At 64.9% G+C, this 21,420-nt stretch carries 16 protein-coding genes and 1 tRNA gene; 12 read left to right on the forward strand and 5 right to left on the reverse strand.

What is annotated here, in order from left to right; genetic code table 11:
- Positions 1 to 252 precede the first annotated feature (252 nt).
- Positions 253 to 3,156, forward strand: coding sequence for a CHAT domain-containing protein (locus EYW47_RS10300; protein ID WP_165976522.1), 2,904 nt, complete (start codon positions 253 to 255; stop codon positions 3,154 to 3,156).
- Between the two features lie 113 nt (positions 3,157 to 3,269).
- Here the strand turns inward: EYW47_RS10300 and EYW47_RS10305 are convergent.
- From EYW47_RS10305 to EYW47_RS10320, 4 genes are all read right to left on the reverse strand, one after another.
- Positions 3,270 to 3,344: transfer RNA gene (locus tag EYW47_RS10305), tRNA-Val, on the reverse strand.
- A gap of 49 nt (positions 3,345 to 3,393) precedes the next feature.
- Positions 3,394 to 4,140: a DNA polymerase III subunit epsilon gene (gene dnaQ, locus EYW47_RS10310; protein WP_133194731.1), complete on the reverse strand. Its 747-nt coding sequence runs from the start codon at positions 4,138 to 4,140 to the stop codon at positions 3,394 to 3,396.
- A gap of 73 nt (positions 4,141 to 4,213) precedes the next feature.
- Positions 4,214 to 4,657: a ribonuclease HI gene (gene rnhA, locus EYW47_RS10315; RefSeq protein ID WP_133194732.1), complete on the reverse strand. Its 444-nt coding sequence runs from the start codon at positions 4,655 to 4,657 to the stop codon at positions 4,214 to 4,216.
- A complete protein-coding gene (locus tag EYW47_RS10320) occupies positions 4,654 to 5,487 on the reverse strand; it encodes a class I SAM-dependent methyltransferase (protein ID WP_133194733.1) in 834 nt (277 codons plus the stop codon). Before EYW47_RS10320 ends, rnhA begins: the two co-directional genes overlap by 4 nt.
- A 20-nt stretch (positions 5,488 to 5,507) precedes the next feature.
- On the opposite strand from EYW47_RS10320, the gene gloB reads away from it, so the two are divergent.
- The 6 genes from gloB (at position 5,508) to EYW47_RS10350 (ending at position 14,616) form a co-directional block, all read left to right on the forward strand.
- Positions 5,508 to 6,350: a hydroxyacylglutathione hydrolase gene (gene gloB, locus EYW47_RS10325; protein ID WP_133194734.1), complete on the forward strand. Its 843-nt coding sequence runs from the start codon at positions 5,508 to 5,510 to the stop codon at positions 6,348 to 6,350.
- Positions 6,351 to 6,504: 154 nt separating this feature from the next.
- Positions 6,505 to 8,157, forward strand: coding sequence for a transglycosylase SLT domain-containing protein (locus EYW47_RS10330; RefSeq protein WP_133194735.1), 1,653 nt, complete (start codon positions 6,505 to 6,507; stop codon positions 8,155 to 8,157).
- A 660-nt stretch (positions 8,158 to 8,817) separates the two neighbouring features.
- Positions 8,818 to 9,960: a glutamine-hydrolyzing carbamoyl-phosphate synthase small subunit gene (gene carA, locus EYW47_RS10335; protein WP_133194736.1), complete on the forward strand. Its 1,143-nt coding sequence runs from the start codon at positions 8,818 to 8,820 to the stop codon at positions 9,958 to 9,960.
- A gap of 158 nt (positions 9,961 to 10,118) precedes the next feature.
- Positions 10,119 to 13,373 carry a carbamoyl-phosphate synthase large subunit gene (gene carB, locus EYW47_RS10340; protein WP_133194737.1) on the forward strand — a complete coding sequence of 1,085 codons (3,255 nt, stop codon included), beginning with the start codon at positions 10,119 to 10,121 and terminating at the stop codon, positions 13,371 to 13,373.
- A 218-nt stretch (positions 13,374 to 13,591) separates the two neighbouring features.
- Positions 13,592 to 14,068 carry a transcription elongation factor GreA gene (greA, locus tag EYW47_RS10345; RefSeq protein WP_133194738.1) on the forward strand — a complete coding sequence of 159 codons (477 nt, stop codon included), beginning with the start codon at positions 13,592 to 13,594 and terminating at the stop codon, positions 14,066 to 14,068.
- A gap of 74 nt (positions 14,069 to 14,142) precedes the next feature.
- Positions 14,143 to 14,616, forward strand: a complete 474-nt coding sequence (locus EYW47_RS10350; RefSeq protein ID WP_133194782.1) for a DUF4149 domain-containing protein — start codon at positions 14,143 to 14,145, stop codon at positions 14,614 to 14,616.
- Positions 14,617 to 14,689: 73 nt separating this feature from the next.
- Here the strand turns inward: EYW47_RS10350 and EYW47_RS10355 are convergent, their stop codons facing one another.
- Positions 14,690 to 15,235 carry a YhbY family RNA-binding protein gene (locus EYW47_RS10355; protein WP_133194739.1) on the reverse strand — a complete coding sequence of 182 codons (546 nt, stop codon included), beginning with the start codon at positions 15,233 to 15,235 and terminating at the stop codon, positions 14,690 to 14,692.
- A gap of 266 nt (positions 15,236 to 15,501) precedes the next feature.
- Between EYW47_RS10355 and EYW47_RS10360 the strand changes: the two genes are divergently transcribed.
- From EYW47_RS10360 to EYW47_RS10380, 5 genes are all read left to right on the forward strand, one after another.
- Complete coding sequence (locus tag EYW47_RS10360; RefSeq protein WP_133194740.1) at positions 15,502 to 16,164, forward strand: RlmE family RNA methyltransferase; 663 nt, start codon at positions 15,502 to 15,504, stop codon at positions 16,162 to 16,164.
- Positions 16,165 to 16,399: 235 nt separating this feature from the next.
- On the forward strand, positions 16,400 to 18,289 hold the full coding sequence (gene ftsH, locus EYW47_RS10365) for an ATP-dependent zinc metalloprotease FtsH (RefSeq protein WP_133194741.1): 1,890 nt from the start codon (positions 16,400 to 16,402) through the stop codon (positions 18,287 to 18,289).
- Positions 18,290 to 18,539: 250 nt separating this feature from the next.
- Positions 18,540 to 19,346: a dihydropteroate synthase gene (folP, locus tag EYW47_RS10370; RefSeq protein ID WP_133194783.1), complete on the forward strand. Its 807-nt coding sequence runs from the start codon at positions 18,540 to 18,542 to the stop codon at positions 19,344 to 19,346.
- Positions 19,347 to 19,400: 54 nt separating this feature from the next.
- Positions 19,401 to 20,753, forward strand: a complete 1,353-nt coding sequence (gene glmM / locus EYW47_RS10375) for a phosphoglucosamine mutase (RefSeq protein WP_133194742.1) — start codon at positions 19,401 to 19,403, stop codon at positions 20,751 to 20,753.
- Between the two features lie 442 nt (positions 20,754 to 21,195).
- Positions 21,196 to 21,420: substrate-binding domain-containing protein (locus EYW47_RS10380; protein ID WP_205710044.1), on the forward strand; the 225-nt coding region annotated here is incomplete at its 3' end.

Genomic DNA, 21,420 nt, shown 5'->3' on the forward strand with positions numbered 1-21,420 from the left:
CACTTCGAGTCGGGCGCTCAAGGTGCGCCATCCAACTATGCTGATGAATGTTGTCGCCGCGCGGGAGTGCTGGCGCACATAGCAGTCGCATCGGCGCTCGGCCCGCGGCGCGTGTGGCATTAAGATCGACTCGCGCCGGGCAACGGCAGGGAACAGGGGGCCGGTGAGGCAGGCGGACACCGTGCGTGCGGGGCGTCGCAAGTCGGCTCGCCGCTCGTCTCGAACATGTTGCGCTGCGAGGGGAGACGCATCATGGGCTTGCATGGCTTGCGTGCGCGGATGGCCGCGCGCTGTCTCGCGGCGGTGGCACTCGTGTTGCTGTGCGCGGGGTGCCAGGCGCCGGACGGGGACACGGACGTCCATGCGGGAAAAGGCCATCACAAGGGCATGCACGGCGGCCGTCGCGAGGAGGACGCGCTCTCGCAGACGCAAGTGCACGCTCAGACTTCGGCGCAAGGGCAGGGTAATGCGTCGTCGCCGTCCCAGACGCCGCTCCCACTCGACGAACGTACACTCAAGGCCCAGCTCGCCGAGATGCCGGACGGCCGGGCGCGCCTAGCGCTGCTCGACCGCCTCGCCCGCGAGGACGCGCGCGACGGGCACATCAACGACTACTTCCACGTCCTCGATCTGATCGCGAGCGACAGCGGCATTGCGCCGGGCCGCCGCTCGCTCGCGGCTTCGGAGCTCGCCACGGCGTTTGCGTACGAGAAGGACTTCGCGCGCAGTCATCGAGCGCTCGACGACGCGAAGTCTTTCGCGGCCGAGACGAAAGATGCCGATCTCGATGCCTTGCCCGCCAATCCTGCGTACGCGGTGCTGCGCGCCGAAGCGGTGCTCGCATGGCGCTACCGGGGGCAATTCGATGTTGCGCTGCGCCTGAACCGCGAAGCGACCGATCTGGCCTGGCGCGACCTCGGCAATGCGTCGCTCAGCCCCGCGCGGCGCCATGCGGCCGCCAATGAGCTGATCGGCGACCTGCCAACGCAAACGAATCTGTTGATCCGCTGCAATCGTGCGACGGAGGCGCTCAGCTACGTCGAGGAACTCCGCTGGGATCTCGACAATGGCCCGCAACTCCATCCCACGACGGCCCAGCGTGCCCAGGTGGCGCGCGCGAGAGCGCTGGCGCTGACCTCGTTCGACGACTACGACGCGGCGCTTGCATCGATCGACGAGGCTATCGACGGTTTTCGCAAGGCCGGCATGTCGCCTGTCGCCTCGCCGTACGCCGAGTCGCTGCGCCTGCGCTTGCTCATTGCGCTCGCGATGGGCCGCATCGGCGACTATCGGGCCGACGTAGCGGGCTGGCAGGCGGCGCTCGCGTCGAACCCGACGCTGGGATCCGGCGCGGACGAGGGCGCCTCGCTCGCGTTTGCGGCTGGCGGCAATTGGCGCGAAGCGCAACTACGTCTTGACGAGAACGATCACCCTGAAAACAAGCATCGGCACAAGCATAAGGTGTACTACCGCAAGGACGCCGACCATCCAACTGCCAAGTTCGATGCGGCGCTGGCAATGCTCTATCGCCTCGAAGACCCGCAGGGGGACCTGAGCGAGGCGGATATCGCGAGCTACGTCGAGCCCTGGCTCGGCAGCGACGACGAGTGGGACGACGAAGGCACGCGCGGCGGCACCATCGACGACGGTGTGCTCGCGCTCTCGATGGCCCGCCTCATGAACGATGGCGCGACTGGGCAGGCGCTGGCGTTTCGCATCGCCGAGCTGTTCCATATGAACGCCACGCAGGGCGCCATGAACGACGGCGCGACGCGGCTCGCCGCGCAAACGCCGGCCTTGCGCGCACTGATCGAGCAGGAGGCGGCGCTGCGCTACCAGCTCGTGACGAGCGCATCGTTGTCCTCGGATGCGGAGGACAAGCTGCGTGCGCTGCGGCGCGAGATTGCATCGCAGTTTCCGCGCTACCGGGAACTGGTTGCGCCCGCGATTCCAACGCCCGAAGCGGTCGGCGCCGTCCTGCACGCGGGCGAAGTCTACGTGGATCTCTACGCGGGCCGCGAAGCGAGCTATGCGTTCGTGGTGCGCCCGGACCGCACGCTGCATGCCGTCGTGCTGCCGGTGACACGCGCGGCGCTCGCGACGCAAGTGGCGGCGCTGCGCGCCGGTTTCGACGCAGGCATGCCGCCTGCGCAGCCCGGAGACCTTGCGGGCTTCGATCTGGGCGCCGCGGCCGGGCTCTATCGTGCGCTCATCGCACCGATCGAGGCCGACCTGCAGGGCGCGAAGACCGTCTATCTCTCGACGAGCGGGATCCTGTCAAGCATTCCTTATGAAGTGCTGTTGCGACGCCCGGCGTCGAGCCTGGCCGATGCCGACTGGTGGCTCGACAGCACGACGCCGGTGCGCATGCCGAGTGCGTCGGCGCTCGTGAGTGCGCGCGCCGAACGTGTGGCACACGCGAGCGAGCCACTGGTTGCGTTTGCGGACCCGAGTTTCGACGGCAGCGCGCAGGCGCCGCGAGAGGACGGCGCGCGCGTGGTGGTGGGCGCACGGGCATTTCCCATGGATGCGCGCACGCTCTCGTTCGACTACCGGCGCGTGACGCCGCTGCCGGATACGCTCGATGAGGCCAACGCCATCGCGGTGGCGCTGGGCGCTTCGCCGCAGCAGAGTGTGATTTCGGGGCTGGCGGCTTCGCGCAGCCATGTGCTCGGGGAGAACCTCTCGAACGATCGCGTGGTGCTGTTCGCGACGCACGGCGTGATTCCGGGCGAGGTGCCGGGGCTGCGCAAGGCGGGGCTCGCGCTGGCCTACGAAGGGCGGGGCCTGCCCGACTCGATCCTCACCGCCGACGATATCGTGACGCTGCGCCTGAACGCGGATTGGGTCGTGCTTTCGGCGTGCAACACGGGGCTTGCTACTGGCGATGCGGGCGATTCGGTGTCGGCGCTCGCACGGGCGTTTTTCGCGGCCGGGGCGCGCAGCTTGCTCGTGACGCAGTGGGCGGTCGAGTCGAAGTCGGCCGCGCTCGTCACGAGCGGGCTGTTCGACGCCTACGCGGCGAATCCGGCGCTTTCGAAGGCCGATGCGCTTGCCCGGACCGAACGCGCAATGGCTGCCGGGAAGGAGGGCGCATTGTATCGGCATCCTTATTATTGGGCTGCGTATTTTCTTGCGGGAGATGCCCAGCGATAAGCGGATGGCCGTGGTCGGAGCGAGTCGTCCTGGCCGGAAATGAAAAAAGCCCCGTTGCGTACGCAACGGGGCTTTTTATCTTCGGTGCTTGTCTTTACCAACACCAGAAATTCTGGTGGGTAGTACTGGGATCGAACCAGTGACCCCTGCCGTGTGAAGGCAGTGCTCTACCGCTGAGCTAACCACCCGAAGAGATTGAAATTATGCCGGGCGTTTCCGATCTTGTAAAGACCTTTTTTAAGTATTTTGCTCAGTGGCCGAATTCTCCTCAGCAGGAGCCGGTTGCGTGCGCCACACCGAGGTGCCTTTCATCGCCTTGTCGAGACCATCGAGCAGCGCTTCGTGCGCCGCGAGCTCTTCCTCGCTTGCGGCGATCACGGGCAACGCGAGCGTTTCGAACTTCACGCGAGGCGCCGCTACGCTGCCGGTGGTCTCGGTCGCGCTCGTCATGTCGATGACGAGACTTTCCTGGCCACGCGTCATCGCCAGATAAACCTCGGCGAGCAGTTCCGAGTCGAGCAGTGCGCCGTGCAGCGTGCGGTGTGCGTTGCTGATGCCGAAGCGGTCGCACAGCGCGTCGAGCGAATTGCGCTTGCCGGGGAAGATCTGCTTGGCCTGCACCAGCGTGTCGATCACCTCACCGCAGTGCTCCTTGAACGAAGGCTTGCCGAGCATCGCGAGCTCGGCGTCGAGAAAGCCGATATCGAACGGCGCGTTGTGAATGATGATGTCGGCGTCACGCACGAAGTCGAGGATCTCGTCCGCGACCTCGGCGAACTTCGGTTTGTCCGAAAGGAACTCGGTGGTCAGGCCGTGCACCGCCAGTGCGCCCGGATCGCTGTCGCGTTCGGGGTTGACGTAGAAGTGCAGGTTCTTGCCCGTCAGCCGGCGATTGACCAGCTCGACGCAGCCGATTTCGATGATGCGGTCGCCCGTGCGGGGGTTCAGGCCGGTGGTTTCGGTATCGAGAATGATCTGGCGCATGTCGTTTGCAGCGTGATGGTGTGGTGGCGGGGGCAGCGCGTTCTGTGGGACGCACTACGCGTGCCGCTCGGATTCAGGCGAGCGTGGCGACGCCGCGGTTCGCGAGCGCGTCGGCGCGCTCGTTCTCCGGATGGCCGGCGTGGCCCTTGACCCAGCGCCACTCCACCTCGTGTTGCGCGACAAGCGCGTCGAGGCGCTTCCACAGGTCGTCGTTCTTGACGGGCGTCTTCGCGGCCGTCATCCAGTTCTTCTTCTTCCAGCCGTGGATCCACTCGCTGATGCCTTTCTGCACGTATTGCGAGTCGGTGTGCACGGTCACCTTGCACGGGCGCTTGAGCGCTTCGAGCGCGGCGATCACCGCCATCAGCTCCATGCGGTTGTTGGTCGTGCCGGGCTCGCCGCCGAACAGTTCTTTTTCCTGCGCGCCGAAGCGCAAGAGCGCGCCCCAGCCGCCGGGGCCGGGATTGCCCTTGCAGGCGCCGTCCGTGAAGATTTCGACGAAGTCGGGTGAGCTCATGAGTCCTTGTTGCGAGTAGGGGAGGGAGTGGTGGCGGCGGCCTTCAGGCTGGGCGCCAGCACCGGTTTCTTGACCTTCAGCGGGCCGACGAGGCGCATGCCGCGCACGCGCTTGATGGCCGATACCATATAGATGGCGCCGAAGATCGGCCACCAGCGGTCGCCGGCGGCCTCCATGAATGCATAGCGCCCGAGCCATTGCTCGGTGGCGAGCGGCGGACGATAGCAGCCGAAGCGTCCGCGTTCAAGCTCGAAGCCAAGCAGCTTGATCCAGTCTTTCAGGCGCGTGAAGGCGATCAGGTCCTCGCGCGCGGGCAGAAACGGGTGGCCCGTGAGTTTCGCCGCCGACTGGCGCGCGCCCCACAGCGAGAGCGAATTGAAGCCGACGATCAGCAACTGCCCTTCGGGCATGAGCACGCGTTCGGCTTCGCGCAGCAGGCGGTGCGGATCGCTCGTGAATTCCAGCGTGTGCGGCATCACGATGAGGTCGACGCTCTGCGCCTCGAACGGCAGATCGAGATGGTCGCACCACACCGTGCTGCGCCCGGCCGGCGCGTGGGGCGCAGAAGGAAGCTGCAAATCGGACGGCGCAAGGGCGCCCGGCACCGTATACGGCGCGCTCGTCGCGCTGGCCGCGTCGAGCACGAGGCCGCGGCACGGCATGCGGTTCTCGCGCAGCGCGTCGAGCTGCGGCAGGCCGAGCTGCAGCGCATGGTAGCCGAACATGTTCGACACCACGCGGTCGAGCTGCTCCTGCTCCCAGCCCAGCACGTACCTGCCTGCGGGCGATCCGGTCCAGGCGGGCCAGTCTATAATCGTTCGGTTAGACATGTCGAAAAGTAGGCCGCCCCATGAAGAGTCCGCTTGAGCACGCATCCGTGCCAGCCGCCACGCTTGCCGCACTCGAATACGTACCGGTTCCGGCTTTTGAAGATAACTATATCTGGGTCGTGTCGGACGGCCGCAATGCCGTTGCCGTCGATCCGGGCGACGCCGCGCCGGTTCGCGCGTATCTGGCGAAGCGAGGCTGGCGGCTCGTCGCTATTTTACTCACCCATCACCACAACGACCACGTCGGCGGGGTGGCCGACCTGCTAACGGACGAGCGCGTGCCGGTGTACGGCCCGGCGGGCGAGGCGCTCGGCCCGCTCGATGCGTTCGTCACGCGCGTGAAGGGCGGCGATGCGCTCCATCTGGATGCGCCCGAGCTCGACTTCAAGGTCATGGACGTGCCGGGCCACACACGCGGCCATATTGCGTATTTCCAGGCCGCCGATGCTTCGGGCACGCCGCATCTGTTTTGTGGGGACACGCTGTTCGCCTGCGGCTGCGGGCGCCTCTTCGAGGGCACGCCCGCGCAGATGCTCGCTTCGCTCGATTCGTTCGCCGCGCTGCCGGGCGCCACCGAGGTCCATTGCGCGCACGAGTACACGCTCTCGAATATCCGTTTCGCGCTGGCCTGCGATCCGGGCAATGCCGATCTGCGCGACTGGAGCCGGCAGGCACAAGCGATGCGCGAACGTGGCATCCCCACCTTGCCGACTACGATTTCGCACGAGCGCGCCGTTAACCCATTCATGCGGGCCGGCGATGCGGCCGTGCAGGCGACGCTCGCCGAGGCGCTCCATGAAACGGTGCCGGATCGACTGGCCGCCTTCACGCTGATGCGCGAATGGAAGAACCGGTTCCGCTGACCCAACGGCTTACGCGGGTATCCTCATCCCAAAAGTATGGAACGTCGTCCAAGCTGCGGATTTTCATGGTTTTTTTCCAATTATTCCGATTGACGGAAACGTGTGCGGCCCGTACTATCGGCTCCAAATTCCCGCCATTTGCAAGTAGACGTTCATGCGATTCATCCTAAGTGCGCTGCTGGTTCTCATGCTCGCCGCCTGTGCGAGCGGGGGGCCGGCTGCGAATTCAGCCAACTCGCTCTCCCCAGCCGATCCTCAGGCGCGCGCCGACGCCATCCGCAAGACCTCCGCAGCGAAAGAAACGATCAACGTCGACAAAGGCTCGGTCGACCAGCTCACGAGCCCCGACGCCGACCTGTGGGGGCGTATCCGCCGCGGCTTCCAGATGCCCGACCTGCAGAGCGACCTGGTCGACATGAACGCCCAGTGGTATGCGCAGCGTCCCGACTACGTCGCGCGCATGACCGAGCGTTCGCAAAAATATCTGTACCACATCGTCGAGGAGCTCGAGGCGCGGCATATGCCGACCGAGCTCGCGCTGCTGCCGTTCATCGAGTCCGCGTATAACCCGCAGGCGCTGTCGGTCGCGAAGGCGGCAGGCATGTGGCAGTTCGTGCCCGGCACGGGCCGCACCTACAACCTCAAGCAGAACATGTGGCAGGACGAGCGCCGGGACGTGCTCGCCTCCACCAGCGCGGCGCTCGACTATCTGTCGCGCCTGCATGACATGTTCGGCGACTGGTATCTCGCGCTCGCCGCCTACAACTGGGGCGAGGGCAATGTGCAGCGCGCCATCGCGCGCAACCAGGCGGCGGGTCTGCCGACCGACTATCAGAGCCTGCGCATGCCTAATGAGACACGTAACTACGTGCCCAAGCTGCAGGCGGTCAAGAACATCGTGATGAACCCGCAGCAATACGGGCTCACGCTGCCGTCCATTCCCAACCACCCGTATTTCGTCACGGTCACCACGTCGCACGATATCGACGTGGACGTCGCGGCCAAGCTCGCGAACATGACGCCCGACGAGTTCCGCTCGCTCAACCCGTCGTTCAAGAAGCCGGTCATTCTCGGTGCGACCGATCCGCAGATCCTGCTGCCGTTCGACAACGCCAGCGCCTTCGAGCGCAACCTCAAGTCGTATTCGGGCCAGCTTTCCTCGTGGACCGTCTACACGACCGATTCGCGCGCCACGCCGTCGGCTATCGCGCAGAAGATCGGCGTGGATGCGGACACGCTCATGTCGGTCAACAAGATTCCGGCGGGCATGCGCCTGAAGGCGGGCTCGACGCTCGTGGTGCCGCGCACCGACGATGGCGACGACGAGGACATTAGCGCCGACGTCGCCGAAAGCGCCGTGCTGGCCATGGAGCCGGACGTGCCCGACACGCGCAAGATGCTGATCCGCGTGCGCCGCAAGCAGTCGATGGACGCGGTGGCGGGGCGCTATGGCGTCTCGGTCGGCCAGCTCAAGGCCTGGAACAAGACGCGCCGCGACCTCGTGATGCCTGGGCAGGTGCTCGTGCTGCACGTGCCGGTTGGCAAGGCGATGCCGAGCGAGCCGGGGCCGGAGCGCCTGGCAACGAATGTGTCCGGCGGCGGCGTGGAGCGCATCGGCACCCGGGTTGCAGACACGGCTTCCAAGTCGCGCTACGATAAGAAACACGGTCGCGCGCGCACCGAGGTCGTCAAGGTTTCCGAACCAGTCAAGGCCAAGGCTTCCAGCGCAGCGCCCAGCAAGGCGTCGAAGGGTGCGGCAAGCCGCCCGAAGGCCGAAACCCACACGCAGAAGCACAAATCCAAATAGCGGCTGGCGTAGGGTGCTCAGTCGTGCGCTGCGGGGGCAGTGCACGATGTTTCGCTCCGATCACTTTTGCCACTTGGTTTCTCGCGCCGTCACCCCGCCAGGTGGCGGCGTTTTCATTGGTCGGCAGAAAATGGGGGCGCCCGGCTTAGGGGCGCCCGGCGTAGGGGCCTCCGGCATTGGGGCCTCCGGCATTGGGGCGAACATCGCGCCGGCACACCCCGGATGGCGGTTGCCGCGCTTGTCGGGCGCTGTTCGGCGCCTATAGTGGAAAGGGTGCTGCCCCGGCTTGCATCGGCGCGCCGCCCGATGGGCGTCATCCCGAAATTTGAAAGAAAGGCCGTTTTCGCGCTATAATTTCAAGGTTTGAGCTTATCAACCCGCACCCTAGCGCCTACCTCCTTCCCCCCGTTCATCCGCCGCCCGCGCTTTCTGTTTCTACTGGCTGGCTGCCGCCCGATCGAGCGTCACAAACGCCCCTTCGCGGCCCGGCGCCCGACACCCGGTCAACACGGAAGGTCGCGTAACGAGCAGACTGCAGAGCGAGCCGCGCGCGCGTCCTTGTCGCCACGATCAGGACGCCGACGCCGCAGCCGCTCCCAGGTCCAAGATCGCAACGTCGGATAACAGGTCGGCACAGGGTGCTCCCCCAAGGAGTCTCCCGTGTTGCCGTCATTTTCTCCCGCTCTGCTCGCGCTCGCCGACGGCACGGTCTTTCGTGGTTACTCGATTGGCGCGCCGGGTCATACGACCGGTGAAGTCGTTTTCAATACGGCCATCACCGGTTATCAGGAAATCCTGACCGACCCGAGCTACGCCCGCCAGATCGTCACCCTGACGTATCCGCATATCGGCAATGTCGGCGTCAACGCCGAAGACGTCGAAGCCACGAAAGTCCATGCCGCCGGCCTGATTATCCGCGACCTCCCGACGCTCGCCTCGAACTTCCGCATGGAGCGCACGCTCGGCGACTATCTGAAGGACGAAGGCGTGGTGGCGATCGCCGGCATCGACACGCGCAAGCTCACGCGTATCCTGCGCGAGAAGGGCGCGCAGAACGGCGCGATTCTCGCGGGCTCGGACGACGAGGCCAAGGCCATCGAACTCGCGCGCTCGTTTCCGGGCCTCGCGGGCATGGACCTCGCGAAGGTCGTCTCGACCGACAAGCCCTACGAGTGGACGACCACCGAGTGGCGTCTGGGCGAAGGCTACCGCACGCAAGCCGCGCCGAAGTACAAGGTCGTGGCGTTCGACTTCGGCGTGAAGCAGAACATCCTGCGCATGCTGGCCGAGCGCGGCTGCCATGTCACGGTGCTGCCGGCGCAGTCCACGGCTGAAGATGCGCTCGCGCTGAACCCGGATGGCGTGTTTCTCTCGAACGGCCCGGGCGATCCGGAGCCGTGCGATTACGCGATTCAAGCAACGCGGGAATTCATCGCGCGCGGCATCCCGACCTTCGGCATCTGCCTCGGCCACCAGATCATGGGCCTCGCGCTCGGCGCGAAGACCATCAAGATGAAGACCGGCCACCACGGCGCGAACCATCCGGTGAAGGATCTCGGCGACGGCCGCGTCGTCATCACGTCGCAGAACCACGGCTTCGCGGTGGACGCCGACACGCTGCCCGCGAACACGCGCGTCACGCACGTCTCGCTGTTCGACGGCACGCTGCAAGGGTTCGAGCTCACCGACAAGCCCGCGTTCTGCTTCCAGGGTCACCCGGAAGCATCGCCCGGCCCGCAGGACATCGGCTATCTGTTCGACCGCTTCACCGCGTTGATGGACAGCGCCAAGGGCGGCAAGTAAGGCCTGGCCGGTTAGGGAGCAGAGCAGGGCGTGCAGCGAGCCGCGTTGAAATACGGCCCACGCGCGCGCCCGACGGCGAGCGGCAAGGCGTGATTCGGTAGACGAAGCACGCGCCGCGCGCCGGGAGTCAAGACACAGGAATATTTAGCGAGAGCGTTATGCCCAAGCGGACAGACATCAAGAGCATTCTCATCATCGGCGCGGGGCCGATCATCATCGGCCAGGCCTGCGAGTTCGACTACTCGGGCGCACAGGCGTGCAAGGCGCTGCGTGAGGAAGGCTACAAGGTCATTCTCGTCAACAGCAATCCGGCGACGATCATGACCGACCCGAACACGGCCGACGTCACCTATATCGAGCCGATCACGTGGGAAGTGGTGGAGCGCATCATCGAAAAGGAGCGCCCCGACGCGATCCTGCCGACGATGGGCGGCCAGACCGCGCTGAACTGCGCGCTCGACCTGCATCACCACGGCGTGCTCAAGAAGTACAACGTCGAGCTGATCGGCGCGTCGCCCGAAGCGATCGACAAGGCCGAAGACCGCCAGAAGTTCAAGGACGCGATGACGAAGATCGGCCTTGGCTCGGCGAAGTCGGGCGTCGCTCACTCGATGGAAGAGGCGACCAAGGTTCACGCCGAGATCGCGGCAGTGACCGGCACGAGCGGCTATCCGATCGTGATCCGTCCGTCCTTCACGCTCGGCGGCTCGGGCGGCGGCATCGCCTACAACCGCGAAGAGTTCGAAGAGATCTGCAAGCGCGGTCTCGACCTCTCGCCCACGCGTGAGCTGCTGATCGAAGAGTCGCTGCTCGGCTGGAAGGAATACGAGATGGAAGTGGTCCGCGACAAGGCGGATAACTGCATCATCGTCTGCTCGATCGAAAACCTCGACCCGATGGGCATCCACACCGGCGACTCGATCACGGTCGCGCCGGCGCAAACGCTCACCGACAAGGAATACCAGATCCTGCGCGACGCCTCGCTGGCAGTCCTGCGCGAGATCGGCGTGGACACCGGCGGCTCGAACGTGCAGTTCTCGATCAACCCGCGCGATGGCCGCATGATCGTGATCGAGATGAACCCGCGCGTGTCGCGCTCTTCGGCGCTGGCCTCGAAGGCCACGGGCTTCCCGATCGCCAAGGTTGCGGCGAAGCTGGCCGTCGGCTACACGCTCGACGAGCTCAGGAACGAGATCACGGGCGGCCAGACGCCGGCCTCGTTCGAGCCGACCATCGACTATGTCGTCACGAAGATTCCGCGTTTCGCGTTCGAGAAGTTCCGCGAAGCCGACCCGCGTCTCACCACGCAAATGAAGTCGGTGGGCGAAGTGATGGCCATCGGCCGTACCTTCCAGGAGTCGTTCCAGAAGGCGCTGCGCGGCCTCGAAGTGGGCGTCGACGGCCTCGACGAAAAGACCACGAGCCGCGACGAAGTCATCCGCGAGATCGGCGAAGCCGGTCCGGACCGCATCTGGTACGTGGGCGATGCGTTCCGCGTGGGCATGACGCGCGAAGAGATCTTCGAAGAAACCGCAATCGATCCGTGGTTCCTCGCGCAGATCGAAGAGATCGTCCGCAAGGAAGAGGCCGTCAAGGGCCGCACGCTCGAAAGCCTCACGAAGGACGAGCTGCGTTACCTCAAGCAGAGCGGCTTCTCGGATCGCCGTCTGGCGAAGCTGCTCGGCAGCAACGCCACGGATGTGCGCCGCCGCCGTATCGAGCTGAACGTGCGCCCGGTCTACAAGCGCGTGGACACCTGCGCGGCCGAGTTCGCCACCAAGACCGCCTATATGTACTCGACCTATGAGGACGAGTGCGAGGCGAACCCGACCACCAACAAGAAGATCATGGTGCTGGGCGGCGGCCCGAACCGGATCGGCCAGGGTATCGAGTTCGACTACTGCTGCGTGCACGCTGCGCTCGCGATGCGCGAAGACGGCTACGAAACGATTATGGTCAACTGCAACCCCGAGACCGTTTCGACCGACTATGACACCTCCGACCGCCTGTACTTCGAGCCGCTCACGCTCGAAGACGTGCTCGAAGTCGTGGATCTGGAAAAGCCCGCTGGCGTGATCGTGCAGTACGGCGGCCAGACGCCGCTGAAGCTCGCGCTCGATCTCGAGGCGAACGGCGTGCCCATCATCGGCACGTCGCCTGACATGATCGACGCGGCCGAAGACCGCGAGCGCTTCCAGAAGCTGCTGCAGGACCTGAACCTGCGCCAGCCGCCGAACCGCACCGCGCGCGCCGAAGACGAAGCGCTCAAGCTCGCCGACGAAATCGGCTATCCGCTCGTCGTGCGTCCGTCGTACGTGCTGGGCGGCCGCGCCATGGAAATCGTCCACGAGCCGCGCGACCTCGAGCGCTACATGCGCGAGGCCGTGAAGGTCTCGAACGATTCGCCGGTGCTGCTCGACCGCTTCCTGAACGACGCGATCGAATGCGACGTCGATTGCATCTCCGATGGCACCGACGTGTTCATCGGCGGCGTGATGGAGCACATCGAGCAGGCGGGCGTGCACTCGGGCGACTCGGCGTGCTCGCTGCCGCCGTACTCGCTCTCGCAGGAAACGGTGGCTGAACTGAAGCGTCAAACGGCCGCGATGGCCAAGGCGCTCAACGTGGTCGGCCTCATGAACGTGCAGTTCGCGATCCAGCAAGTGCCGCAGGACGATGGCTCGAAGAAGGACATCATCTACGTGCTGGAAGTGAATCCGCGCGCTTCGCGTACCGTGCCGTACGTTTCGAAGGCCACGAGCCTGCCGCTCGCGAAGATCGCGGCGCGCGCGATGGTCGGCCAGACGCTCGCACAGCAGGGCGTGACGAAGGAAGTCGTGCCGCCGTACTTCAGCGTGAAGGAAGCGGTGTTCCCGTTCGTCAAGTTCCCGACCGTCGATCCGGTGCTCGGACCCGAAATGCGCTCGACCGGCGAAGTGATGGGCGTGGGCAAGACCTTCGGCGAAGCGCTCTTCAAGTCGCAGCTCGCGGCCGGTTCGCGATTGCCCGAGTCGGGCACCGTTTTCATCACCGTGATGGACGCGGACAAGCCCAAGGCCGTCGAAGTCGCACGCATGCTGCACGAGCTCGGCTATCCGCTCGTCGCGACGCGCGGCACGGCTGCCGCGATCGAGGCGGCCGGCGTGCCGGTGAAGGTCGTGAACAAGGTGAAGGACGGCCGCCCGCACGTGGTCGACATGATCAAGAACGGCGAGATTTCGCTCGTTTTCACGACGGTCGACGAAACCCGCGCGGCGATCGCCGATTCGCGTTCGATCCGCATGAGCGCCCAGGCGAACAAGGTCACGTACTACACCACGATGTCGGGCGCACGCGCCGCCGTCGAGGGTCTGCGCTACCTGAAGAACCTGGAAGTCTATGATTTACAAGGCCTCCACGCTCGCCTAAACTAAGGCTTCGATTGTCTGTCCAATACTGAACAAGGCAGGCAAACAGGCTGAATACAAAGCTGAATGTGCCGCGGTTAAGCGGCGTCCCAACAGGGTTTTCAGGCTGCGCCAGTGCGCGCAGCCGCCCTCTCGGGATGCACTTGACCGCGGTGATTTTTTTTATGGCCGCAACGATTCATATGCGGTCCGGATAAGGCCCCAAACGGGCATACGAGTTGTTTATGAGCACGATTCCCTTGACCAAGCGCGGCGCAGATCAACTTCGCGAAGAACTGCAGCGCCTGAAATCCGTCGAGCGTCCGGCGGTCATCAATTCGATCGCCGAAGCGCGCGCGCAAGGCGATCTGTCGGAAAACGCGGAATACGACGCCGCTAAGGAAAAGCAGGGCTTCATCGAAGGCCGCATCGCCGATATCGAATCGAAGCTGGCGGCGGCACAGGTCATCGACCCGGCGTTGCTCGAAGCCGATGGCCGTGTGGTGTTCGGCTCGACCATCGACCTCGAAGACCTCGACTCGGGCAAGGCGGTCACGTACCAGATCGTCGGCGACGACGAAGCGGACCTCGAGCACGGCCTGATCTCCGTGAGCTCGCCCATCGCACGCGCGCTGATCGGCAAGTCCGAAGGCGATGTGGCCGAAGTGCAGGCGCCGAGCGGCGTGCGCGAGTACGAAATCATCGAGGTTCGCTACGTCTGACGCGTGGCGTGCTCAGTGACGTACTCATCGACGTGAACACATCCCAGAATTTGCTCAGCCCGGCCCCTCCGCTCGTGGCGCACCGCGTGTTCGCGCTGCTCGCGATGCTGTGGGTGGGCAGCCAGTTGACGATCGGCTATGCGGTCGCGCCCGTGCTGTTCGCCTCGCTGGACCACATGGTGGCCGGCTCGCTCGCCGCGCAGTTGTTCCGCATCGAAGGCATGCTCGGGCTCGTGAGCGGCGTGCTGCTGCTCGGGCTCGCGAACGTGCTGATCCGCCGCGGCGAGACAGGGTATCGGCGCCTCCGCTGGCTGCTGATCGGCATGTTGTTGTGTGTGTTGATCGGCTATTACGCGCTGCAGCCGTTCATGAACGCCATGCGCATGAATGCCATGCAAGCGGGCGTCGACATTGCCCATTCGGACTGGGCGAGCCGTTTCGGCATGCTGCACGGCATTTCGAGCGTGTTCTATCTGGTAGAGAGCTTGCTGGGCGCCTGGCTCGTCTGGCTGCTGCCGTCCGCGCGGGGCGCCCGGGCGCAGCGCTGAAGCGCCGCCCGAGTGGCGCAACGACTCCGCTAGAAGCGAAAAAAAGCGCGGCACACTGGCCGCGCTTCTTTCCTTACTTCGAGCCTTGATGGACTCGCTTCGAGCCGGTCTGGCGTTTCTTGGCGCGTTTGATGTTGCCGCCTTGTGTGACGCGCTCGTTGCCCTTGACGGTCACCTTCTGCGACTTGGGCTTGCGCATCGGGTTCTCGGATGCCTTGGTGACCTTCACGACGCGCGGTGCCGCACCACGCTTGCCCGCTTCGCGCGCGCTCGGCACGTCGCCGGCGGGGCGCTTCACGGTGCCGCGTGCGCCGGCGCGGGCGGTGGTGGTCTTCGGCCTGGTTTCCTCGGGCTTGTAGATCACGAGCAGCTTGCCGATGTGCTGGATGGGCGCCGCGTTCAGGCGGTCGCAGATCTCTTCGTAGATCGCGACGCGCTCTTCGCGCTCGTCGCCGAACACGCGCACTTTGATGAGCTGGTGCGCGTCGAGGTGCACCTTGATTTCCTTGAGGACGGCGTCGGTCAATCCCTCGGCGCCGATGAGCACGACCGGTTTGAGCGCGTGAGCCGCGGAGCGCAGTTCGGAGCGCTGTTCGGCAGTAAGTGTGAGGGCGGGCATGGGATGTGGCAGACTCGACTAAAATGACGGCGCCCGCCAGTCAGCGTGGAATGCCGGCATGACAGGCCTCACAACGAGGGGCCGCCAGGCGGGAAGCGCGTCGGAACAATGGAAAAACCGTGGAGAACGGCGTGGCGCGGGCTGATGCCGGCGAGCGAGGCGGTGAGAACCGCGCGCCTTGAGCCGGACGGGCCGCGACGGCCGCACGAATTAAACGCGTATTATCCGCTAAAAGCGCGACATCACGCAGCAAGAGTTCACCTTTAATGGCAAAAAACCGCTTCAATCAGTCGTGGCTGCACGACCATATTAATGATCCGTACGTGAAGATGGCGCAACGGGAGGGTTACCGTGCCCGCGCCGCGTACAAGCTCAAGGAAATCGACGAGCAGGACAAGCTGATCCGCCCGGGCATGGTGATCGTGGATCTCGGCGCCGCGCCGGGCAGCTGGAGCCAGTATGCGCGCAACAAGCTCGCGCAGAGCTCGAAGCGCGACGAGGAGCGCCAGGGCGGGATCGACGGCACGATCATTGCGCTCGACCTCCTGCCGATGGAGCCCATTGCCGACGTGCAGTTTCTGCAGGGCGACTTCCGCGAGGACGGTGTGCTCGCGCAACTGGAAGAAGCCGTCGGTGGCCGTCCGGTGGACCTTGTAATTTCGGACATGGCGCCCAATCTGTCGGGTGTGGCGTCGGCCGATGCCGCGCGCATCGAACACGTCTGCGATCTCGCGCTCGAGTTTTCGCAGAATCATCTGAAACCTGATGGTGCCCTTTTAGTAAAATGCTTTCACGGCAGTGGTTACAGCCAGATCGTCGAGAAGTTCAAGCATCAGTTCAAGGTCGTGGCCGCGCGCAAGCCGAAGGCTTCGCGTGATAAATCGTCCGAAACGTTTATATTGGGTAAACATCTGAAGCGACCCCGCTGATCTCCCAGGCCAGACAAGCCCGGGTATCGCAATAATCGGCTCCAGCGTGGCGAGCGCGTTGCAAGGACTGTAAAGATCGTTCCGGATCGGCTTCGGGACGCGGTCCGCACAAGGCGCTCAGGCTATTTCCGCCTTAGCGAAACGTTATGGCGAGGCCCTGCGTACTGGATTAGAATGCTTTGATGGTGTCGCAAGGCAAATGTAGGCGCACGTCTATGAGTGAAGGAGTGGTGCTTTGAACAACAACATGTTTTCGAAGGCAGCGGTGTGGCTGGTTATCGCACTGGTGCTGTTTACGGTGTTCAAGCAGTTCGACAAGCCCCGTGTCCAGGAAGGCGTTTCGTACTCGCAGTTCATGGACGACGCGAAGGCCGGCAAGGTCAAGAGCGTCGTGGTGCAGGGGCGGAACCTCACGGTCACTCCGGCTGACGGCCAGAAGTATCAGATCGTCTCCCCGGGAGACATCTGGATGGTCGGCGACCTGATGAAATATGGCGTGCAGGTGAGCGGCAAGGCTGACGAAGAGCCCAATGCGCTCGTTTCGGCGCTGTACTACCTTGGACCGACGTTGCTGATCATCGTGTTCTGGTTCTACATGATGAGACAGATGCAGGGGGGCGGCAAAGGCGGGGCGTTCTCGTTCGGTAAATCGCGCGCCCGTCTGATCGACGAGAACAACAACGCGGTGAACTTCTCCGATGTCGCGGGGTGCGACGAAGCCAAGGAAGAAGTGTCCGAGCTCGTCGACTTCCTGCGCGATCCGCAAAAATTCCAGAAGCTGGGCGGGCGCATCCCGCGCGGCGTGCTGCTGGTCGGGCCTCCGGGTACCGGTAAGACGCTGCTCGCGCGTGCCATCGCCGGCGAAGCGAAGGTGCCGTTCTTCAGCATCTCGGGTTCGGACTTCGTGGAAATGTTCGTCGGCGTGGGCGCGGCCCGCGTGCGCGACATGTTCGAGCAGGCCAAGAAGCATGCGCCGTGTATCGTGTTCATCGACGAAATCGATGCGGTCGGCCGTCATCGCGGCGCCGGCATGGGCGGCGGCAACGACGAGCGCGAGCAGACGCTGAATCAGATGCTCGTCGAGATGGACGGCTTTGAGGCCAACTCGGGCGTCATCGTGATCGCGGCAACCAACCGTTCGGACGTGCTCGACAAGGCGCTGCTGCGTCCGGGCCGCTTCGACCGCCAGGTCTACGTGGGTCTGCCGGACATTCGCGGCCGCGAGCAGATCATGAAGGTGCACCTGCGCAAGGTGCCGATCGCCAACGACGTCGACGCAGCGGTCATCGCGCGCGGCACGCCGGGCTTCTCGGGCGCCGATCTCGCGAACCTCGTGAACGAGGCGGCTCTGTTCGCGGCGCGCCGCGGCAAGCGCATCGTCGAGATGCAGGACTTCGAGGACGCGAAGGACAAGATCTTCATGGGTCCGGAGCGCAAGTCGGCGGTCATTCGCGAAGAAGCGAAGCGCGCGACGGCTTACCACGAGTCGGGCCACGCGGTGATCGCGAAGCTGTTGCCGAAGGCCGATCCGGTGCACAAGGTCACGATCATTCCGCGCGGCCGTGCGCTGGGCGTGACGTGGCAGTTGCCCGAGCACGACAACGAGACCTACTCGAAGGACTATCTGCTGGATCGTCTGGCCATCCTGTTCGGCGGCCGTGTGGCGGAAGAGCTGTTCATGAACCTGATCAGCACGGGCGCCTCGGACGACTTCAACAAGGCCACGCAGACGGCCCGCGCGATGGTGACGCGCTTTGGCATGACCGACGCACTGGGACCGATGGTCTACGCCGACGACGACGACAACGGCGGCGCATTCGGCAAGGGCTTTACGCGGGCGATCTCGGAAGCGACGCAGCAGAAGGTCGACGCGGAAATCCGCCGCGTGCTCGACGAGCAGTACAACCTCGCGAAGCGTCTGCTCGATGAGAACCGCGACAAGGTCGAAGCCATGACCGCCGCGCTGATGGAGTGGGAAACGATCGACGCCGATCAGATCAACGACATCATGGCCGGCCGTCCGCCGCGCTCGCCGAAGAGCAGCCCGTCAACGGGAGATGCGCCTTCGTCGGGTGGCAGCACGGGAACGGAGGTCAAACCCGGTAGCGCCACCGCGCCGGCCTGACCGGCCACAGTGCGCTAGATCGAGTAAAGTTGCGGGCCGGTGTGATGTTCACATCGGCCCGTTTTGCATTTCTGGCCGCGCATACCGTATCGGGCTGCTTTGGCGGCCACATTGAGTTACATATCTGACGTTTCTTGACGTGCCCAATCTGACTTCGCACGGTAATCTGCCCAATGCGCTTGCCGACGCGGCTGCGCCCGAACCGCTCGTGTGCGGCCGCTTCACGCTGACTTTCGAGCGTCCTCTCGTCATGGGGATACTCAACGCCACGCCGGATTCGTTTTCGGACGGTGGCCGCTATCTCGCCTTCGACGATGCGCTGCGCCGCGCCGAGCACATGCTGCTCGACGGCGTGGACATCATCGATATCGGCGGCGAGTCGACGCGACCGGGCGCGCCGCCCGTTGCGCTCGACGAAGAGCTCGAACGGGTGATTCCGCTCGTCGAGCGGTTGAAGGGCGCGAACGTCCCGCTTTCGATCGATACGTACAAGCCGGAAGTGATGCGCCACGCGCTCGCAGCGGGCGCCGATCTGATCAACGATGTCTGGGGCTTTCGCATGCCCGGCGCGATCGATGCGGTGCGGGGGAGCCAGTGCGGCTTGTGTGTGATGCACATGCTCGGCGAGCCGCAGACCATGCAGGTGGGCGAGCCCGATTACGCGGATGTCGTGCGCGAGGTGCGCGAGTTTCTGCAAGCGCGCTGCGCCGAACTCGAAGCAGCAGGCGTGGCGAAGGCGCGTATTAGTGTCGATCCGGGCTTTGGCTTCGGCAAGACGGTGGTCGAGCACAATTATGCGTTGCTCGCGCATCTGCGCGAGACGGCGCCGCACGTTGTGGCCGGCGTCGCGCCTTATCCGATTCTGGCGGGCATGTCGCGCAAGTCGATGCTCGGCGCGCTCGTGAACCGGCCCGCGCCCGAACGCGTGGCGGCCAGCGTGGCCGCGGCGGTGTGCGCGGCGCAGCAGGGCGCGGCCATCATTCGCGTGCACGACGTCGCGCCTACGGTCGATGCGCTCAAGGTATGGGGCGCCATGCGCGAGGCCGCGCGACATTGAGAGAACAGGGCGCGAGAACGCGCCGTAAAACAGAGCCAATGTGAGGTTTGAATTATGGGTCGTCGCTATTTTGGAACCGATGGGGTTCGCGGCAAGGTTGGCGAAGCGCCGATCACGCCGGATTTCGTGCTGCGTCTCGGCTACGCGGCGGGCAAGGTGCTGGCAGGCGCCGCGGCGTCCTCGGGGCCGCGCCCGTCCGTGCTGATCGGCAAGGACACGCGTATTTCCGGCTACATGCTCGAGGCCGCGCTCGAGGCAGGGCTTTCCGCCGCCGGTATCGACGTGATGCTCGCGGGCCCGATGCCCACGCCCGGCATTGCCTATCTCACGCGCGCGCTGCGTCTCTCAGCGGGCGTCGTGATCAGCGCATCGCACAATCCGTACTACGACAACGGCATCAAGTTCTTCTCCGCCGACGGCAACAAGCTGCCGGATGAGGTCGAAACCCAGATCGAGGAGCAACTCGATCTGCCGCTAGACTGCGCGCCGTCCGAACGCCTCGGCCGCGCACGCCGTCTGGATGACGCGCGCGGGCGCTATATCGAGTTCTGCAAGAGCACGTTTCCGCAGGCGTTCAGCCTGCGGGGACTCAAGCTCGTCGTCGACTCCGCGAACGGCGCGGCCTACGACATCGCACCGCATGTGTTCCACGAGCTGGGCGCGGATGTGGTGCCCATCGGCGTTTCGCCGAACGGCTTCAACATCAACGATGGCGTGGGCGCCACCGCACCCGACGCGCTCGTGCGCGCGGTGCGCGCGAATCACGCCGACCTCGGCATCGCGCTCGACGGCGACGCGGACCGCCTGCAGATCGTGGATGCGCAGGGCCGCCTCTACAACGGCGACGAGCTGCTCTACGTGCTCGTGAAGGACCGCATGGCGACCGACGGCAAGGTCGATGGCGCGGTCGGCACCCTGATGACGAACCTCTCGGTCGAGCAGGCGCTGGATCGCATCGGCGTGCCGTTCGTGCGCGCCAATGTGGGCGACCGCTACGTGCTCGAGCAGTTGCGCGAGCGCGGCTGGCTGATCGGCGCGGAGGGCTCGGGGCACATTCTGTCGCTCGACCGCCACACGACCGGCGACGGCATCGTCTCGGCGCTGCTGGTGCTCGCCGCGATGAAGCGCAGCGGCCAGACTCTCGCGCAACTGCTCGACGGCGTGACGCTGTTTCCGCAGAAGCTCATCAACGTGCGCATCGCGCAGGGCGCAGACTGGAAGGGCCATGCCGCGATCCAGAAGGCGATTGCGGACGCCGAGGCTGAGCTCAAGGGCCGAGGCCGCGTGCTGATCCGCGCCTCGGGCACGGAGCCGGTGCTGCGCGTGATGGTCGAGGCGCGCGACGAGCGCGACACGCTTCAATACGCCGAATCGATCGCCGAGACGGTCAAGCGCTCGATCGCCTGACGCGGGCGTTCCGGCGCGATCCAGAACCGGAGCGGCAGGCGCGTCCTGCCGCAACGTCCCCATTACGAACGCGGCGCCATGCAGGCGCCATGACGCCGCGTTGCGCATCGTTTTTCTCGAGCCAGAACGCCTCTGGCCGTTCCTCTTTGTCTGCACGAGCAAACGTTTCACTTTTGCTTCAGATGCCGCTCGCGCATTCAGCGAGCATCTTGCGCTTCCGACCCTGTAACGCCACGCCATCGCCCGCTTGTGCTTCGCCGCACACGGGAGCCCCAACGGGCGGGCCGTGCGCGCCTCCCGGGCACAGCCACCCTTCACAATCCTTTCGCCTTTCAGGCGGTAATCGAACTGTCACGATTGCTTCATGAATCGTCACGGTACTGTCACAGAGAGCCCCTATTCTTCGCGGTGTCGTTCATCCGCTCACACACTTGGAGGCCACATGAAATTGATGCAAACCGCGCTCGCTGGCGTTGCTGGCGCGCTTTTCGCGATCGCAGCGCAAGCTGCTGATATCACCGGCGCGGGCAGCACCTTCGCAGCACCGATCTACACGAAATGGGCAGATGCCTATCAGAAGTCGGGCGGCGGCAAGGTCAACTACCAAGGCATCGGCTCGTCGGGCGGCATCAAGCAGATTCAGGCGAAAACGGTCGACTTCGCGGGC

The sequence above is a fragment of the Paraburkholderia silviterrae genome (assembly GCF_004353915.1).
GTDB classification, from domain to species: domain Bacteria; phylum Pseudomonadota; class Gammaproteobacteria; order Burkholderiales; family Burkholderiaceae; genus Paraburkholderia; species Paraburkholderia silviterrae.

What these genes read in the sequence shown, in the direction of transcription:
- glmM (WP_133194742.1), top strand. Translation starts at nt 19,401, where the DNA reads ATGGGTCGTCGCTATTTTGGAACCGATGGGGTTCGCGGCAAGGTTGGC.
- EYW47_RS10320 (WP_133194733.1), bottom strand. Translation starts at nt 5,487, where the DNA reads ATGTCTAACCGAACGATTATAGACTGGCCCGCCTGGACCGGATCGCCC.
- folP (WP_133194783.1), top strand. Translation starts at nt 18,540, where the DNA reads ATGGGGATACTCAACGCCACGCCGGATTCGTTTTCGGACGGTGGCCGC.
- EYW47_RS10360 (WP_133194740.1), top strand. Translation starts at nt 15,502, where the DNA reads ATGGCAAAAAACCGCTTCAATCAGTCGTGGCTGCACGACCATATTAAT.
- EYW47_RS10355 (WP_133194739.1), bottom strand. Translation starts at nt 15,235, where the DNA reads ATGCCCGCCCTCACACTTACTGCCGAACAGCGCTCCGAACTGCGCTCC.
- rnhA (WP_133194732.1), bottom strand. Translation starts at nt 4,657, where the DNA reads ATGAGCTCACCCGACTTCGTCGAAATCTTCACGGACGGCGCCTGCAAG.
- EYW47_RS10300 (WP_165976522.1), top strand. Translation starts at nt 253, where the DNA reads ATGGGCTTGCATGGCTTGCGTGCGCGGATGGCCGCGCGCTGTCTCGCG.
- EYW47_RS10330 (WP_133194735.1), top strand. Translation starts at nt 6,505, where the DNA reads ATGCGATTCATCCTAAGTGCGCTGCTGGTTCTCATGCTCGCCGCCTGT.
- gloB (WP_133194734.1), top strand. Translation starts at nt 5,508, where the DNA reads ATGAAGAGTCCGCTTGAGCACGCATCCGTGCCAGCCGCCACGCTTGCC.
- greA (WP_133194738.1), top strand. Translation starts at nt 13,592, where the DNA reads ATGAGCACGATTCCCTTGACCAAGCGCGGCGCAGATCAACTTCGCGAA.
- dnaQ (WP_133194731.1), bottom strand. Translation starts at nt 4,140, where the DNA reads ATGCGCCAGATCATTCTCGATACCGAAACCACCGGCCTGAACCCCCGC.
- carB (WP_133194737.1), top strand. Translation starts at nt 10,119, where the DNA reads ATGCCCAAGCGGACAGACATCAAGAGCATTCTCATCATCGGCGCGGGG.